We start from the raw sequence: 17,126 nt of genomic DNA on the forward strand, positions 1-17,126 counted from the left end.
TCCCGCATAATCCAGACAAGCTAAATAGGCAGACCTCTCACATTAGTGACATCTAATGTTAAGAGTATCTGCCTATTCTGTGTTATCTCCGTACCTTATTCCCCGATCAGTTCCTTGTAAGCAGCCGCATCCAGCAAGCCGGAGACCGCGTCTGCGAATTCATCATCCAGCTCCAGCTCGAAAATCCATCCGTCCCCGTACGGCTGATCATTGATCAGCTCCGGGCTGGCCTCCAGGGCATCGTTGATTTTGATGACTTTTCCCGATACAGGGGAATACAGCTCCGACACTGTCTTCACGGATTCGATGCTGCCCACGCTGTCTCCTGCGGTGATGGCTGCGCCGACTTCCGGAAACTCTACGAACACGATATCCCCAAGCAGATGCTGCGCATGATCCGTAATCCCTACACGTACTACGCGTCCCTCGCCCTGCTGTGCCCATTCATGCTCTTCGCTGTATAGCAGGTTGTCCAGCACTTCACTCATTTCTTTCGCCGCCTCTTTTCCATGTTTGGAGTTCTAAATTTAGTTATAGCCTAATTTATCACCTTGCCTAATGTCAATATAACTGACAGTAAAATTAAATTTGTCAAACTTTTGACGATTTTGGATTGACAGCGGACTTGTAAACCCGGTTTAATGGAGACAGCAGAATAACATATGGTTTGCGGATGATGGCAGAGGGAGAGACTGTCTCACAGGAAGACAGCGCCGAAGGAGTAAGCCCGGGACGGGTGAATCTCTCAGGCAAAAGGACCTTGGCCGGACGCATCTCTGGAGAGTATCCAGACGCCTGCGATGCAGGTTATACGGATCACCAACGGGGAAACCTGCGCCTTACGCAGGGTAACTCTCAGGTACAAGGGACAGAGCGAAAGTCTATTTTATGCGCGTATTCGTGTGCATGGATGGATTTTCGCCTGTCCTTTTTCGCATGTCAACGGATTGAATGGAGATGTAAACAGACCAAGGGAGTGACGAGATGGAGTCTTTGAGAAGAACGCCTTTGTATGACCTCTATTCCGCCTATGCGGAGGCCCGGTGCATCGATTTCGGCGGCTGGGAGCTGCCGGTGCAGTTCACCGGCATCGTGAAGGAGCATGATGCGGTCCGGCAGCAGGCCGGGCTGTTCGATGTATCCCATATGGGAGAATTCATGGTGACCGGAGCAGGCGCAGAAGCCTTCCTCCAGCACATGACCACGAATGATGTCAGCCGCCTTGCGGACGGCGCCGCGCAGTACACCCTCATGCTCTATCCAAACGGCGGGGTTGTAGACGATCTGCTTGTCTACCGGCTGGGCGAAGAGCGCTATATGCTTGTTGTCAATGCCTCCAATATCGATAAGGATTACGGGTGGCTGCAGGAGCACCTGACCGCTGAATTCAGCGGGGTCACCCTGAAGAATATCTCCGATGAGACCACCCTGATCGCCTTGCAGGGGCCGCTGGCTGAGACCATTCTCGCCCAGGTTACGCAGGTGAGCCTCCCGGAGCTTAAGCCCTTCCACTTCCTGGAGCACGCCCAGGTCTGCGGCGCTGATGTCCTGCTCTCCCGCACCGGCTACACCGGTGAGGACGGCTTCGAGCTGTACGCCCCGGCGGATGCAGCGGCAGCGCTCTGGAACGGCCTGCTGGCCGCAGGCGCGCCGCATGGCCTGACCCCGGCCGGGCTCGGCGCACGCGACACGCTCCGCTTCGAGGCCAAGCTGCCGCTGTACGGCCAGGAGCTGTCGGCGGAGATTACGCCGCTGGAAGCAGGGCTCCAGTTCTTCGTGAAGCTGGACAAGGCGGACTTCATCGGCCGCGAGGCTCTGGTGAAGCAGAAGGAGGCGGGCCTGCCGCGCCGCCTGGTCGGGCTGGAGATGATCGACCGCGGCATCCCGCGCTCCCACTATCCCGTCTATGCGGACGGGGTGAAGATCGGTGAGATTACGACCGGCACCCAGTCCCCGACCCTGAAGCGCAATCTCGGACTGGCCCTGCTGGATGCCGCCTATACGGAGCTGGGCACCGAGGTGTTCGTGGAGATTCGCGGCAAGCAGCTGAAGGCTGCCGTGGTCAAAGCCCCATTCTACAAAAAGAGCCAAGGAGTGAAGCCGCAATGAAGCACCGCTATCTGCCTATGACGGAGCAGGACCGCGCAGAAATGCTGGAGACCGTCGGAATTCAATCCGTCGAAGAGCTGTTCGCCGATATTCCGCAGTCCGTCCGCTATCAGGGAACGCTGCCGGTATCCGAGGCACTGGATGAGTACGCACTCCTTCGCCATATGAAGAATCTGGCCGACAAGAATGCCGATTTCGACAGCCATGCCAGCTTCCTGGGAGCCGGATTGTATGACCACCATATTCCGGTTGTGATCAACCATGTCATTTCCCGTTCCGAATTCTATACCGCCTACACGCCTTACCAGCCGGAGATCAGCCAGGGTGAGCTTCAGGCGATCTTTGAATTCCAGTCCTATATCTGCGAGCTGACCGGCATGAAGGTGGCTAATGCCAGCATGTACGACGGCGCTACCGCCTTCTCCGAAGCCGCTGTACTGGCCGCTGGAGCGACCAAACGCAAAAAACTGATCGTCTCCCGCACCGTCCATCCCGAAGCACGGCAGGTGCTGCGCACCTCTGCCAACGCCTGGGGTCTGGAGGTTGTGGAGATTGGCTATAAGGACGGTGTGACCGATCTCGCCAAGCTGGCCGAGGCCATTGACGGCGAGACAGCCGCCGTTCTGGTCCAGTCGCCGAATTTCTTCGGCGGCATTGAGGACCTGCGCCAGATTGAGCCGCTGATTCATGAGGCCAAGGGGCTGCTTGTCGTCAGCGCCAATCCGATTGCGCTGGGCGTGCTGGAAGCGCCCGGCAAGCTGGGCGCAGACATCGTGGTCGGCGACGCGCAGCCGCTGGGCATCGCCGCCTCGCTGGGCGGCCCGACCTGCGGGTTCTTCGCAGTGGCTGAGCCGCTGATGCGGCGGATGCCGGGCCGGATCGTCGGCCAGACGGTGGACCGTAACGGCAAGCGCGGCTTCGTGCTGACGCTGCAGGCGCGGGAGCAGCATATCCGCCGCGAGAAGGCGACGTCGAACATCTGCTCGAACCAGGCACTGCTGGCGCTGTGCGCTTCCGTCTATTTGTCTGTAATGGGCAAGGAAGGAATGCGCGAGGTCGGCGGGCTGAACATCCGCAAGAGCCATTACGCCGCCGGGCGGCTGGCTGAAGTTAAAGGTGCAGAGCGTGTCTTCACAGCCCCGTTCTTCAATGAATTCGTCCTGAAGCTCCCGGAAGGCAGCAGTGTAAGTGAGGTTAACTCCAAGCTGCTGAAGGCAGGCTATCTGGGCGGCTATGACCTGGGCCGGGACTATCCCGAGCTGGCCGGACATATGCTGATTGCCGTAACCGAGAAGAGAAGCAGAACCGAAATTGACGAATTCGCAGTAGCACTGGAGGGCTGTCTATGAAACCGGAACAAAGTCTGATCTTTGAATTAAGCCGCCCCGGCCGCTCGGCCTACTCCCTGCCGGTATGCGACGTGCCGCAGGAGGAGAGCCTGGAGTCGCTGATTCCCGGAGGCCTGCTGCGCGAAGAGCCGGTGGTGCTGCCCGAGGTCTCCGAGGTCGATGTCATCCGCCACTATACCGCGCTGTCCCGGCGCAACTTCGGGGTCGATAACGGATTCTATCCGCTCGGCTCCTGCACGATGAAATACAATCCGAAGATCAACGAGGATGTCGCCCGCTTCCCGGGACTCGCGAAGATCCACCCGTACCAGCCGGAGGAGAGCATCCAGGGTGCGCTTGAGCTGATGTACACACTGCAAAAGGATCTCGCCGGACTGACCGGCATGGACGCCGTCTCCCTCCAGCCGGCTGCCGGAGCACACGGCGAATGGACCGGCCTGATGATGATCCGCGCCTACCATGAGAGCCGCGGCGAGGTCCGCTCCAAGGTGATCGTGCCGGATTCCTCGCACGGCACCAACCCGGCCAGCGCCGCAGCGGCCGGCCTGCAGACCGTCACCATCCCCTCCAATGAGAAGGGTATGGTGGATCTGGAAGCCCTGAAAGCGGCGGTCGGCAGCGACACGGCTGCGCTGATGCTCACGAATCCGAGCACGCTCGGGCTGTTCGAGACGCAGATCGTCGAGATCGCGGCGATTGTGCATGAAGCAGGCGGCCTGCTCTATTATGACGGCGCGAACTCCAACGCCATTATGGGCATCACCCGCCCGGGCGATATGGGCTTCGATGTCGTGCATCTTAACCTGCACAAGACGATGAGCACACCGCACGGCGGCGGCGGGCCGGGAGCCGGACCGGTCGGCGTGAAGGCGAAGCTGATTCCGTTCCTGCCGCAGCCTACGGTGGCACAGAAAGAGGACGGCAGCTTCACGCTGGACTGCGGCGGGCCGGAATCGATTGGCCGCGTCAAAGCCTTTTACGGCAACTTCGGCATTCTTGTCCGCGCTTATGCCTATATCCGCACCTACGGGCCGGAGGGTCTGCGCGAGGTGTCGGAGAATGCGGTGCTGAACGCCAACTATATGATGCACCGGCTGGCGCCATACTTCGAGATTCCCTTCCCGGGGGTCTGCAAGCATGAGTTCGTTATGTCGGGCAAGAACCTTAAGCAATACGGGGTGCGTACCCTCGATGTAGCCAAGCGGCTTCTGGACTTCGGCTACCATCCGCCGACCGTCTACTTCCCGCTGACTGTAGAGGAATGCATGATGATTGAGCCGACCGAGACTGAGAGCAAGGAGACGCTCGACGGCTTCATTGAGACGATGATCCAGATCGTCAAGGAGGCGCAAGAGACGCCTGAGATCGTCATTAATGCGCCGCATACGACGGAGATCAGCCGTCTGGATGAGACGCAGGCTGCGCGGAAGCCGGTGCTGAACTGCTCCTGCGGATAGACCGCGCATGAGAAATAGCCGGGCCAGAGATACTTAGTATCGCTGTTGCCCGGCTATTCTGTATGTATATTTCCATTCTACGGCGTCAGCCGTTTGACGAACTGGAAGCGGTCATTCACCCGCATTTTACTGTAGATGCTCTTCAGCATGTTGCGGACCGTCCCTTCGCTGATCCCCAGATCATTGGCAATATGCAGCGCACTCTTCTCCAGCAGCCACAGCCGTGCGACATCCTGCTCCCGCGCCGTCAGCTTATACTCCATCAGGGTGCTGTCCAGCCGGTACTGCTGCATCTCCGGGTTCCTCTCCATCCACTTCTCCAGCATATTCTCGGCAATCTGCTGCACGAACGGAACGGCGAATTCAACCGGCTCGGCGATATCAAAAGAAATATCCACATACCCGTACACGGTATCATGATCCTGCAGCGGCGCGCAGACACAGTTCCAGTTGCGGAAGGCCCGATCCGAATGCTCTGCTCCCCGCACGACCGCGATCCCCTCCGTCTCCATCGCCAGCGAGACCGCATTCATACCGGCCTGCTCTCTGCCCAGACTGACCCCCGGCCGCAGCTCCGCCTGCTCCATCTCTTCCCGGGTTACCGGCGAGGAATAGACCAGCTCCAGAATGATGCCCGCCCTGTCTGTCAGAAACACCACATAAGGGATCGACAGCAGCTGGCTTAATTTGCCCATCTCACTGCGTATTGAAGCTATCATGGCTCTATGATAGATATGCTCTTTGGAATCTGTGGCCGCAGCTGTCCCGGAACCCCCGCCATTCCAATCCGTCAGAGCCGCATCCAGCGGCCGGAAGGCTTCAAGCTTGCTTGAATCCAAGTCTCCCGGCACACTCCATGCTCTCGGCTGATCAAACGTATTCACTCGATGATCCCCTCCATATTTACCATTTCCTATATAACCAATTTTAGAAGAAAGCATTATAACATACAATTACGGATTAATGAACATTCGGCATGGGACCTGTAAATTCGCGCTTTAGCACTGTAAAATGTAGAAATCTGCTGTCACCGATTACATAATATCTGGAGGTTCGACATTGCTCCGCATCGGCTATCTATCATCTGCTCTGAATCTGGTCACCGCCTTCGTGTCTTTCCTGCGCTTCGGCAGCAATGACGCCCTGCTGATCATGGCCGGCTGTTCGTTTCTTCTGCTGGCAGGCTGCCGGATTCTGCATGGCAGACCGGCACTGACCCTGATCCCCCTAATCACCATCAGCTGTTCCTTCCTCTTATATAATGTGGTATATGTGCTATTGAAGCAAATCCACCTGGTGGACCTGTACGCAGTGGGCTGGAGACTGGCGGTCCAGCTCGTCCTGCCCCTGCTGCTAGGCTTCGTCCTGAAGTCCATTCTCAAGCGAAACGGCAACTCCCGGTTAGTGTAACCGTATAGGGAGGGCCGTTTTTTGGCCATTCGCCATATTTCTATGTATTAATTGCTGAGACGACCAGAATCGATAGTTTTCGACATTCGGGCAGTGTTATATTTATATCTACGTGTGATATAGCGCTTTCAAAGTTGGAACACAGGAGGGTTCACCTTGAGCATGATAGAAGTCAGAGGACTGAGCAAGTCCTTCCAGCAGGCGGTGAAGGAGCCGGGCCTGAAGGGGGCAGTGAAGCATCTGTTCATGCCCCGGTATATTGAGAAGATCGCGGTGAAGCCGCTGGATCTGACGGTTGAGACCGGCGAGACGGTGGCTTATGTAGGCCCGAACGGGGCCGGCAAATCGACCACACTGAAGATGCTGACCGGCATTCTGAGGCCCTCTGCGGGCAGCGTATCGGTAAACGGCATCAATCCCTACACCCACAGAATGGCAAATGCGGCCCAGATCGGGGCTGTCTTCGGGCAGCGCACCCAGCTCTGGTGGGATATTCCGATCTCCGAGTCCTTCTCGCTGCTGAAGGATATCTATCAGATCCCGGATGCCCTCTACCGGAAAAATCTGGACCTGTTTACGGATCTACTGGGCATGAACGAGTTCATTCATCTGTCGGCCCGCAAGCTCTCCCTGGGTCAGCGCATGCGTGCCGATCTGGCCGCTGCCCTGCTGCATAATCCGCCGATTCTCTATCTCGATGAGCCGACCATCGGCTTGGACATCTCCGTGAAGCAGAAGATCCGGGAATTCATCAAGCAGATCAACCAGGAGCAGCAGACGACCGTGATGCTGACCACCCATGATCTGGGCGACATCGAAGACTTATGCAAGCGGCTGATCATCATCGACCACGGGGCGATTATTTATGACGGCACGCTGAGTGAGGTCAAGGCCCGGTTTGCCTCCACCCGCGTCATCTTCTTTCAGGTCGGCGAGCCTATGCCGGAACTGTACCGGCAGCTGGAGCGGACGCCCGGATTGAAGCTGGAGCAGAGAAGCGGGCAGGAGTTCTCGGTGGCTTTTGACAGACATGAGTATAGTGCCAGTACAGTGGTCAGCAAGGTGATGAATTACGGCGAGGTGCTCGATTTCCGCATGGAGGATACCCAGATTGAGCATGTCATTAAGGCAGTCTATGATGGACAGCTGAACCTGAACCACGGCCGGGAAACGGGGAGGATCGGTTAGATGCCAACTGCTGCTAAGCTCAGGAAATACAGAAGCATCGCCAGCCGCTCCCTGCAGAATGTAATGGCCTACCGCAATTCGTACATCATTAATATACTGGCGAATACGATCAATCTGGCTGCAATCTTCTTCCTGTGGCAGGGCATATACGGCGGGCGCGAGGCGCTGGGCGGCTACACCTGGGATCAGATGAAGACCTATCTGCTGGTCACCTTCCTGGCCAATTCCGTGTTGTCCTGGTACTCTGAGACGGCGATTTCCGGCAAAATCCTGGACGGCAGCGTTGCCATGGACCTGCTGAAGCCGGTGGATTTCCAGACGGCGAGATTCGCCGAGACCCTGGGCGCAAGCCTGCTGGAGGGCGCGATGAGCACGGTGCTGCTGATCCTGTTCACCACCTTTGTCACCGGCATTGCTTTTCCCCATTCGCTGACCGTCTATCTGCTATTCGTCATCAGCCTGCTCGGTGCGGTTGTTGTTAAGTTCGGGGTAGTGTATCTGGCGGCGCTGTTATGCTTCTGGTCCACCGGCTCGCTCGGCATTGTCTGGACCCGGATTGCCCTGACCAATCTCCTGTCCGGCGCTTTGGTTCCGCTTGCTTTCTTCCCCGACTGGCTGGAAAAGCTGGCTCTGCTGCTGCCCTTCCAGGCTATCATTCATACGCCGACGATGATCTTCCTGCAACAGGTAGATACGGGGGAGAGCCTGCGGCTCATCGGTATTCAGCTGTTCTGGGGAGCGGCGCTCTGGCTGGCGGGCAAGGCCCTGTGGAGCTGGGCGGTCCGCCAGGTGACGATCCATGGAGGCTAAGGCAGGAGGAGGACGCAGAATGAAAATGACCCAAATGTTCTATCTCTACAGAAGGCTGTATGTGCAACAGCTCAAGGCAATTCTGGAATATAACAAAGACTTCTATATCCTGATGTGCTCCGCCGCCCTGACGCAGGTGCTCGGCTTCGTCTTCCTCTGGGTCATCTACGACCGGATTCCGGACATCCACGGCTGGCGCTTCTGGGAGGTCACCTTCATGTACGCGATGATTTTCCTCACGGAAGGCGTAGGCTCCTTGTTCTTCGAAGGCTCCTGGCGGATGAGCAGACTGGTGAATATGGGCGAGCTGGACCGCTATCTGCTGCGGCCGGTTCCCGTTATCCTTCAGGTGTTCTGCACCGGGATTGGCATCAACGGGCTTGGCAATCTGCTGATCGGCGGCGTCATCGTCTGGCAGTCGCTTGTGCACAGCCCCATCGAGTGGAGTGCGGGCAAGGCGGCGGTACTGCTGCTGCTGTTCATCACGGCAGTCATCATCCGGGTGTCGATCAATCTGGCCGGCAATTCTGCCGCCTTCTGGATACGCAATGCCGGGAATGCTTTTCCGCTGATGGTGCATAACTTGTCGGACCTGGCGAAGTATCCGATTACGCTGTTCCCGCAGGCGATCCGCATCTTCATCTCTACCGTGCTGCCCTACGCCTTCATCAGCTTCTACCCGGCCACCTACATCTTCGGCAAAAGCGGCTGGTCCGGCTGGTGGCTGCTCGCCCCCGCCGCAGCCATAGGCAGTGCAGCCGCGGCCTACGGAATCTTCCGGTACGGCCTGTCCAAGTATGAGAGTACGGGGAACTGAGTGGTGGGGCGGTATGTGGCAATGCGGCGGGCGTGGCAGTGTGGCAGTCCGTCGCTCACTTGCGGTGGGTTCTGGCGGTAGACGGGGATGCTGCCGCAGGTAGGCGGGGGTAGCTACCGCAGGTTGCGGGAGGAGCCACGGGTGGCGGGGGGAATGAGGTGCAGAACATTTCACACTCCCCCCGCCCACTTCCGGTTACATCTGATGAATTTATCCCTTTCATTTCACTCACTCTGCCCTGCAACAAACTGCCGTTTATCAAGGTCCAGCTCGTACCTCTGCGGTCCCGGTTCGGGATCGCCTCCGGCACCCACTGGCGCATACACGACTAATTGTTCGTCCTCATTGGCCGGGAACGGCGGCAACTCGGAGTAGACCAGCGTATCGTGTACGATTTCCCCCTGCTTGAAGGATACAGGGAACACTAATCCACTCTTCTTATCCATGGCAAAGGCATACGCCACCAAGCCGTGCCCCGACTTGTATTGAGGCGCAAGCAGGAAGACCTCCGCCTGCTCGAAATGAATCACAGTAAATTCCAGCACGCGGTCAGCCGGTTGGACGAATAGGAAGGCGGGCAGCTTCAACAATACCTGATCCTGTTGACCCTTCCGGTATACGATGGAGTAGTCCGCCTGATACGTCTGCTCCCCCTCCAGACCATAGTTACTGGAGACATTCAGATGGCCCCGCTCCTCCGTACTGCTGGAGATCATCAGCAGCTCACCTTCGCCTGGTCCTGCTGAGGTTCTCGCCCGGACCGTCCCTTCCGCATTCACGGAATCGATAATGACCGATCCGGCCAGGCCATCCGGCGGAAATTGGCTCACGATGGCAGTTGCAGCGGAGGCCTCAGGTGTAGCCGAGGCCAACGCCGTCGGCGCAGCCGCATTCCCTTCCGGCGACGCAGCCTCCGGCGTCGGCGCAGCCGAACCGGCGCCTTCCGGGCTGCTGCAGCCCAGCAGCAGGCCGAGTGCCAGTAGCACGCCCGCTGCCCGTGGTGTAGCGATCGTTTTAATGGATCTCATTCCCCTCTGTATAACTTTGCAAGCTCTTCAATTATAAAGGGAGATGGGCGCTCACACGTGTAGAGTTTGTCTTTTTCCCATTAAAAAATAGTCATATTACAAACCGCAAGGAATGGCCCAATCCTAATATTACTAATCTCCAAATACAGCGACCGTCTACCGGAACATTACTTTCAGCAGCGGCGGTGTAACGAGCGTAGTCAGAATCACTGCGATAATCACACCGGTAAAATACTCCGGAAGCAGCAGCCCGCTGGCCAGACCCGTGGAAGCAATAATCAGGGCAACTTCGCCCCGGGAGATCATTCCGGCACCAATCACCAGCGAGGAGCGGAGGCTGTAGCCCGTCAGCCGGGCACCGGTCCCGCCGCCGATCCATTTGGACAATACCGCGAACACGGTTAACACCGACACGAAGCCGATGTGGCTGCCCAGCCCCTCGAAGCTGACACTAAGCCCTATGCTGACAAAAAAGACCGGCACAAACAGCGAATAAGCAATCGGCTCCACCTTGGACGCCACCACGTGCTTGAATGAGGTCTGTGCGATAGCGATCCCGGCGGCAAAGGAGCCGATAATCCCGGCCATCCCCATCATCTCGGCAAAGTACGCATATCCGAACAGAATCACCAGCGCCGCCGTGATAACAGGCTCCGTTACCCGCAGCGGAGCGAGCCAGCGCATCATCCGGGGAACGGCCAGCCAGCCTGCGAGAATGGCGACGGCGAAGAAGAGCAGTTTTTTGCCGATCAAGAGAGGAAGCGAGATGTCACTCCCTGTCCCGAAGAAGCTCATCAGCACCGCCAGCAGCACCACCACGAGAATATCATCAAGCACCGCCGCCCCCAGAATGGTTGAGCCTTCCGGCGAATTCAGCCGGTCCATCTCCTTCAGGACCTGAACGGAAATGCTGACTGAGGTGGCGCTCAGGATGACGCCCAGGAAGAGGGCATTGTGGTCCGCGAAGCCGAACCAAGCTCCGATGCCATATCCGCCGATAAAAGGCAGCAGAATGCCGCCAACCGCTACCGCAAGCGCGGACTTCCAGTTCGCGCGCAGCTGATCGAGGTCGGTCTCCAATCCGGCAATGAACATCAGCAGCAGCACGCCAATCTCCGACATGTAATGAATGAAGCTGGTATCCTGCACCCAGCCGAGCACGGCCGGTCCAAGCAGGATACCGCTCAACAGCTTACCCAGCACCGCCGGCTGGCCCAGCCGGACCGACAGATCACCCGCCAGCTTGGTGAATAACAGAATCAGCAGTAAAGACAAAATGAACTCCACGGTGATACTCTCCTTTTTCCCAAAAAAATCCACACGAAAAGACAAAGAGAAGCCCTTGGTGACAGGCTCCTCCTAATAACACTGAATTATTCAGTTCTCTTTCATCAGACGCTTCTCTCCAGTATACCTGTTCATCAATGGGCTGTAAACCCGGTTACTTCAGATAGAAAACCTCGCGCAGCGGCACCATCGGAACCGCATCGTTGAAGTCGAAGGAGCCTTCCACCATCTGCGAGGTGATCGCATTCCAGCGGTTGCAGGCCTCACTCCGGGCAATGTAGGCGAAGGCCGCCTCCGTATCCTCACATTCAAAGCAATAGAAGAACTGGTTGCCGTTCTGAAAAATCGAATAATTGCGGATGCCTGCCTTGCTGTGCTCCTCCAGAATCTCCGGCCACGGCTCCAGATGCATCTGCACATATTCCGCTAAGTATTCCTGTTTCACCTTCCAGGTCCAAGCCAGCTTGTTGCTGCTCATCCTGATGCCCTCCCCTTTAATCTTTGATCTGATCATATCACATAATTATTGCATTTGAATATGTCCGATTTAGTCATGGGGACAGCAAACAGGATACTGTTCGGTCTCATACACTGATTCCGGCTTCATTCGGACGGAGAATGGCGGAGCCAATCACCAGCAGCACCGCAGCCATCAGGCCCAGCACCGCAAACGGAAGCCACAGCTCGCTCCAGCCGCCGCCGGTCGCGGCAATATCCACCGCCTGGATAGCCCATTTCTGCGGCGTAAAGTTAGCCAGCTTCTGCATATAATCCGGCATGATGGAGATCGGCCAGAAGCAGCCGCCCAGCATACAGGTCGGAGTGAGGATCAGAGAGTTCAGCATCCCGGCATTGCGCGGATTGCGGATCAGGCCGGCAACGGTGCTGGCGATCCCCATGGAGACCAGCATGAATGCTGCCAGCACCAGGAAGTAGAGGACGAGCGGCAGCCCGTAGTCGTAGCGGAGCACCCATTTGCCCAGTACCAGCACGACAAGGATCTGAATCAGTCCAACCAGGAAGCTGCCCAGGAAATTCCCGAGCGCGATCTCATACGAGCGGACCGGAGCGCTGAACATGCGCATCATGGTCCGTCCTACGCGGTCATCCATAATCAGAGTAACGGAGCTGGTAATCAGCATCATCAGGAACATCAGCGTCAGCCCGGTAATGGTGCCCAGCGTCTGCCGCGGATACAGGTTATAATCGGTGCGCAGGCTTCCAACGTTATGCTGCTCCGCCTGCTTCAATACAGCGGCGAATTGCGTCTGCGGATCTCCGGTGCCGCCGGCAGCTGCCGCCTGTGCCGCTCCGGCCATGTTCGCGGCGATTGCAGCGGCGTTCATTTTGGCCACAATCGAGCCTTCGCTGGTCCGCAGTTCATATATGCGAAGCTGTGGCTGCTCCCCCGCCAGCAGTGCCGCTGAGTATCCGGGAGGAATCCACAGCCCCGCTGAGCCCTCCTGCCGGGTCGTGGCTTCCTTCAATGCAGCCTCACTCCCGCGCGCCTCCAGCTTGTAATCCCCCGTCTTCGCCAGCTCTGCCAGCAGATGACTGCCGGCGGGGCCTGTGTCCGAGTTCACGTACAGGAGGGTGTCCGGTTTATCCCCGGCGCCTCCGCTAAGTGAGATGATCGCCGCCACCACAACACCGGGAAGCAGGATGAAGATCATCATCCCTCTGGCCGTGCCGATGCTGCGTTTGACCATGTTCCAGGCAATAGTCATTATTTTATTCATTGGTAGCCCACCTTCCGGTATGACACAATCATAGCCCCGAGCAGCGCTGCACATATCAGACACATAACCCACAGATTCGGGAGAAGCTGCTCCAGACCGGAGTGCAGCATCATCCGGATCATCGCCTGCTGTACCCAGTGGTTCACCGTGAACATCCCGGCGCTATTCACCCAGGTATCGGGGAGAGGCAGCATTCCGCCGCTGATGAAGGTCATTACAATCGTTATAATATTGATAATATTGACTGCCGTAGCCGACTTGCGGCTAAAGAGACAGACGATCGCGGAGAATGTAACCGAAGCAGTTATCATCAGCAGGCAGAATACCAGCAGCAATCCCGGACGGTTCCCCCAGTAAATTCCGAACAGCCGGTTGGACAGCAGAATAATGGTCAGGCATTGCAGGATACTCACCAGGGTTACGCTCAGAATTTTGCCAGTGAACACGTGCCAGCCCTTGACCGGCATGGAATTCAACCGGAAAAGCGTATGATTCTCGCGGTCACCGAACAGCGAGGTGGTTACGATCAGCCCGCTATACAGCAGGAACATCAGCAGCATGGAAGCCCCGTAGAACTGGCCCGCTGTATACGATCTCCCGCCATTATTGAGATCTCCCATCACCACGGCCGCCTGCTCAGTGACTGCCGGGGAAGCCGCAAGAGCCTCTGGCCCGAGCGCAACCGCTGCCGCCTGCTTATAGTTAAGCGTGCGCAGGAAGTTGTCGAAGGCCGTTCCGGCAATCCGGTTGTCGGAATGGCTTTTGCCGAGGATGAACTCCAGCTCTGCCTTCTGTCCGCTCTGCACCTCCCGGTCGAAGCCCGGGGGAACAATCACAGCATAAGCATATTTACCGGTGCGCAGCCCGCTCTCTGCCGCCTCCCGGCTCTGCGCGTCTACAGGGATAATGACTTCCTTAACCTCCGGTTTCTCCAGAAAAGCCGCAATCATTGCAGACGTCCCTGCGCCCCCGCCGCCCGTATTCACAACAGCCACGTGCACCGGTTTAATCCCGGCCCCTTCCTTCACCCCCACCACTCCCGAGAGCGAAACGCCCAGCAGGAAGATCAGCACCAGCGGCAGCAGAAACATATTGATCAGCATCGACCGGGAACGCAGCAGCCGGCGCAGCTCATACACCATAATGATCCAGGTATTCACACTCTTCCCTCCTTAATCCCGCAGCGTGCGGCCGGTCAGACTGAGGAACAGCGTCTCCAGATCCGGCTCTTCAATGTTAAGGGAAGCGATAATCCCTTCATGTCTGGCGAAAATAAACAAAATATCCTGCAGCGCACTTTGCGAGGACGGAAGATACAGCTCAATCGTCTCCGCTGCCGCCTCGACCCGGGTGATCCGGGGGTGCTGCTTCAGCTCATTGATCAGCGCAGGGGAGATATTCGCCGCCTTCACGACGATTCTCTCCTCATGGGCAACCCGCTCCCGCAGCTCGCTCTCCGTGCCGCAGGCGATAATATGCCCCTGATCCATAATGGCCACCCGGTCACAGATCGCCGCCACCTCCTCCATATAATGACTGGTATAGATCACCGCCGAGCCCATCCGGTTGAGCGCCTTGACCGATTCCAGAATATGATTGCGCGACTGGGGATCAATGCCGACGGTCGGCTCATCCATAATGATCAGACGCGGGCGGTGCATGATGGCGCAGGCGATGTTGAGGCGTCTTTTCATCCCGCCGGAGAAGGTGGACGGCTTATCCCCCGCCCGGTCGCTCAGGCCGGTGAAGGCCAGCGCCTCCTGTGTCCGCTCCTTCAGCAGCTTGCCGCGCAGGCCGCACAGCTTGCCGAAGAAGCTTACATTATCGGCTGCCGACATGTTCTCGTATAACGCCAGCTCCTGGGGAACGAGTCCGATCCGCTTTTTGACCTCAATCGGCTTCTCTTGTACTGACAGACCATCGATCCGGATCTCCCCGCTGTCGGGCCGAAGCAGTCCGCAGATCATGCTGATGGTCGTGCTCTTTCCGGCCCCGTTCGGGCCGAGCAGGCCGAAGATCTCACCCTCCTCTATATTGAAATTCACGTGATCCACAATAAGCTTGCTGTCATACCTCTTCACGACATCCCTTAATACGGCCAGTGCCATAGTTATGGTCATCCCCCTGTTCTCCTCGTTCTTATATTCTGATTGTACTCCGCCCCCGGGTGCAGCCGCAGGTCCTAAAGGTCATATGCTTGAGGTGACCAAAGTCATCTCCTGAACAGCAGCACTCTTATGCTAAGATGGAGATAGCTGACGCCGGGCGCTGCCCGGGACAACGAATGATTGTAAAAGGAAGGGCTGAAACTTGACCAGACCACTGAATCTGCTCCGCTATAGCCTCATCATCCTTCCGGCGGTTCTATCCATCTATGTGTATGATTACGCCGACTATGATAGATTCACCCTGCATCTCCTGCTGCTGCTCTTGCTGGCAACGCTCGGGACGAAGCTGCCCGCTCCCTTAGCTGCCGCTACCGGTGGGCTGGAGCTGCTCTTCACAGCTTGGCTGTGCCGGGAGTATGGTGCGCTGATGATTTTTGCGGCTGTGTCTGCGGTGCTGTGGTATACCCGGCTGCTGCCCCGGAACAGAGCTGTGATCTTCTTCTGTCTTCATCTAATCCTGTTGAATGCCGCTCTGGCCGGCACTGCTCCGGCAGAGCGGGCCAGAGCCAATCTCAGCTTCCTGCTGCCGGCGGGCCTGAATGTGCTGCTGCTCCAGGCCGGGCGCGGCCAGGCCGACAGCCTGTTTCTCTATGATGAGCTGCGCAAAAAGCACTTCGAGCTGGAAGAAGCCCGCTCGCGGCTGCTCCAGTTCACCTCGCAGGTCGAGGCCGCCGCCCAGGCGGAGGAGCGGGTGCGCATCGCCCGCCAGCTGCACGATGATATCGGCCACCGGCTGATCCGGGTCAAGATGATGACCGAGGCGGCGATTCATACCCTGCCTGCGGCTCCCGGTGAAGGGCTGCACATGGTGAACCAGATCCGCGACCAGCTCGCGGCCAGCATGGACGACATGCGCTCTGCGCTGAAGCGGATCAACTATACCCCGCAGCTGGAAGGCGCTTATGCGCTGGACCGGCTGCTGGAGGAGGTGGGCCGGGATACCGGCATCGCCACCTCCTATACCGTGCAGGGGGTTCCTTACCCGCTCTATCCGAGTCTTCAGGTGGTGCTGTATGCCAATGCCCGCGAGGCGATTACCAACGCCCTAAGGCATGGACAGGCCAGCTCCGTGCGGGTGGAGGTCACCTACACCGAGCATGAGGTGCGGATGGAGGCCGGCAATAACGGGAGGCTGCCTGAAGCCAGCCCGCTGGACCGCCTGTCCGGCAGCGGCGGGATGGGCCTGAAGGGCATGAGCGAGCGCTGCGCCATGGTCGGCGGCACGCTGGAGCTGCGGCTGGAGCCGCAGTTCACGGTTATCACCCGTCTGCCGGTGTACCGGCAGACGGAGGGGGTTTAAGGGTGGCGGGGTGCGGGGATGATGTGGGGCAGGTGGATGACACTTCGGGGCTGCTTGCGGGCCGCCATCCGGGCAGATGAAAGACACCTCCGAGGCCGTATGCGGACCACCATTCGGGCAGATGGATGCACTTCCAGGGCTGCTTGCGGGCCAGCATCCGGGCAGGTGGATGCACTTCCAGGGCTGCTTGCGGGCCGCCATCCGGGCAGGTGGATGATACCTGCAAGGCTGCATGCGGAATCGATGGGGCGAGTGCTTCCTCCTGCTCCAAACAAGTGGAGAAACGTATGTTAATTTGCTGATTTCTGACGATTCCACGGAGATAGTTGGAAAAATAGCATCTGCTATTGCAGGTTGGGAGGCTGACGGGCGAATTAGGAGTAATTAAGTGTTGTTTATCCAACTGTTGCCCCCAGAGAGGCCGTTAGCTGATCAGCAAGTGCTGTAAATCCAACTATTTCCCA

At 57.8% G+C, this 17,126-nt stretch carries 16 protein-coding genes and 1 riboswitch; of the genes, 8 read left to right on the top strand and 8 right to left on the bottom strand.

What is annotated here, in order from left to right:
- Positions 1-95: 95 nt before the first annotated feature.
- Positions 96-488, bottom strand: coding sequence for a glycine cleavage system protein GcvH (gcvH, locus tag MHI24_RS13455; protein ID WP_340026085.1), 393 nt, complete (start codon positions 486-488; stop codon positions 96-98).
- Between the two features lie 185 nt (positions 489-673).
- Positions 674-771: riboswitch (glycine riboswitch) on the top strand.
- A gap of 213 nt (positions 772-984) precedes the next feature.
- Between gcvH and gcvT the strand changes: the two genes are divergently transcribed.
- From gcvT to gcvPB, 3 genes are read left to right on the top strand one after another with little or no spacing between them, the layout of a single operon-like run.
- Complete coding sequence (gene gcvT, locus MHI24_RS13460) at positions 985-2,109, top strand: glycine cleavage system aminomethyltransferase GcvT (protein WP_340026087.1); 1,125 nt, start codon at positions 985-987, stop codon at positions 2,107-2,109.
- On the top strand, positions 2,106-3,458 hold the full coding sequence (gene gcvPA, locus MHI24_RS13465; protein WP_340026088.1) for an aminomethyl-transferring glycine dehydrogenase subunit GcvPA: 1,353 nt from the start codon (positions 2,106-2,108) through the stop codon (positions 3,456-3,458). Before gcvT ends, gcvPA begins: the two co-directional genes overlap by 4 nt.
- Complete coding sequence (gene gcvPB / locus MHI24_RS13470; RefSeq protein WP_340026089.1) at positions 3,455-4,915, top strand: aminomethyl-transferring glycine dehydrogenase subunit GcvPB; 1,461 nt, start codon at positions 3,455-3,457, stop codon at positions 4,913-4,915. Before gcvPA ends, gcvPB begins: the two co-directional genes overlap by 4 nt.
- Before the next feature lie 77 nt (positions 4,916-4,992).
- Here gcvPB and MHI24_RS13475 read toward each other — a convergent pair whose 3' ends face one another.
- A complete protein-coding gene (locus MHI24_RS13475; protein ID WP_340026090.1) occupies positions 4,993-5,799 on the bottom strand; it encodes a LuxR C-terminal-related transcriptional regulator in 807 nt (268 codons plus the stop codon).
- Between the two features lie 175 nt (positions 5,800-5,974).
- Here MHI24_RS13475 and MHI24_RS13480 point away from each other — a divergent pair, with 175 nt between their 5' ends.
- The 4 genes from MHI24_RS13480 (at position 5,975) to MHI24_RS13495 (ending at position 9,140) form a co-directional block, all read left to right on the top strand.
- Positions 5,975-6,325, top strand: coding sequence for a hypothetical protein (locus MHI24_RS13480; protein WP_340026092.1), 351 nt, complete (start codon positions 5,975-5,977; stop codon positions 6,323-6,325).
- 162 nt (positions 6,326-6,487) lie between these two features.
- The gene (locus tag MHI24_RS13485; protein WP_340026680.1) at positions 6,488-7,513 is read left to right on the top strand and encodes an ATP-binding cassette domain-containing protein; all 1,026 of its coding nucleotides are present in this window, start codon (positions 6,488-6,490) and stop codon (positions 7,511-7,513) included.
- Entirely contained in the window at positions 7,514-8,323 is an 810-nt protein-coding gene (locus MHI24_RS13490; RefSeq protein ID WP_340026093.1) for an ABC-2 family transporter protein, read from the top strand. It begins immediately after the preceding gene.
- A 19-nt stretch (positions 8,324-8,342) separates the two neighbouring features.
- A complete protein-coding gene (locus MHI24_RS13495; protein WP_340026094.1) occupies positions 8,343-9,140 on the top strand; it encodes an ABC-2 family transporter protein in 798 nt (265 codons plus the stop codon).
- Between the two features lie 224 nt (positions 9,141-9,364).
- Here the strand turns inward: MHI24_RS13495 and MHI24_RS13500 are convergent, their stop codons facing one another.
- The 6 genes from MHI24_RS13500 to MHI24_RS13525 all read right to left on the bottom strand — a co-directional run bounded on the left by MHI24_RS13500 (position 9,365) and on the right by MHI24_RS13525 (position 15,302).
- On the bottom strand, positions 9,365-10,168 hold the full coding sequence (locus MHI24_RS13500) for a hypothetical protein (protein WP_340026095.1): 804 nt from the start codon (positions 10,166-10,168) through the stop codon (positions 9,365-9,367).
- Positions 10,169-10,324: 156 nt separating this feature from the next.
- Complete coding sequence (locus MHI24_RS13505; protein WP_340026096.1) at positions 10,325-11,455, bottom strand: cation:proton antiporter; 1,131 nt, start codon at positions 11,453-11,455, stop codon at positions 10,325-10,327.
- A 154-nt stretch (positions 11,456-11,609) separates the two neighbouring features.
- Entirely contained in the window at positions 11,610-11,933 is a 324-nt protein-coding gene (locus MHI24_RS13510; protein WP_340026097.1) for an L-rhamnose mutarotase, read from the bottom strand.
- Positions 11,934-12,039: 106 nt separating this feature from the next.
- A complete protein-coding gene (locus tag MHI24_RS13515; RefSeq protein WP_340026098.1) occupies positions 12,040-13,194 on the bottom strand; it encodes an ABC transporter permease in 1,155 nt (384 codons plus the stop codon).
- A complete protein-coding gene (locus MHI24_RS13520; RefSeq protein ID WP_340026099.1) occupies positions 13,191-14,354 on the bottom strand; it encodes an ABC transporter permease in 1,164 nt (387 codons plus the stop codon). The genes MHI24_RS13515 and MHI24_RS13520 overlap by 4 nt, the downstream gene beginning before the upstream one ends.
- 12 nt (positions 14,355-14,366) lie before the next feature.
- Positions 14,367-15,302, bottom strand: a complete 936-nt coding sequence (locus MHI24_RS13525; protein WP_340026681.1) for an ABC transporter ATP-binding protein — start codon at positions 15,300-15,302, stop codon at positions 14,367-14,369.
- A 202-nt stretch (positions 15,303-15,504) separates the two neighbouring features.
- On the opposite strand from MHI24_RS13525, the gene MHI24_RS13530 reads away from it, so the two are divergent.
- Positions 15,505-16,662: a histidine kinase gene (locus MHI24_RS13530; RefSeq protein ID WP_340026100.1), complete on the top strand. Its 1,158-nt coding sequence runs from the start codon at positions 15,505-15,507 to the stop codon at positions 16,660-16,662.
- The last annotated feature ends 464 nt before the right edge of the window (positions 16,663-17,126 follow it).

This window comes from Paenibacillus sp. FSL K6-1096, from assembly GCF_037977055.1.
Classification (GTDB): domain Bacteria; phylum Bacillota; class Bacilli; order Paenibacillales; family Paenibacillaceae; genus Paenibacillus_AQ.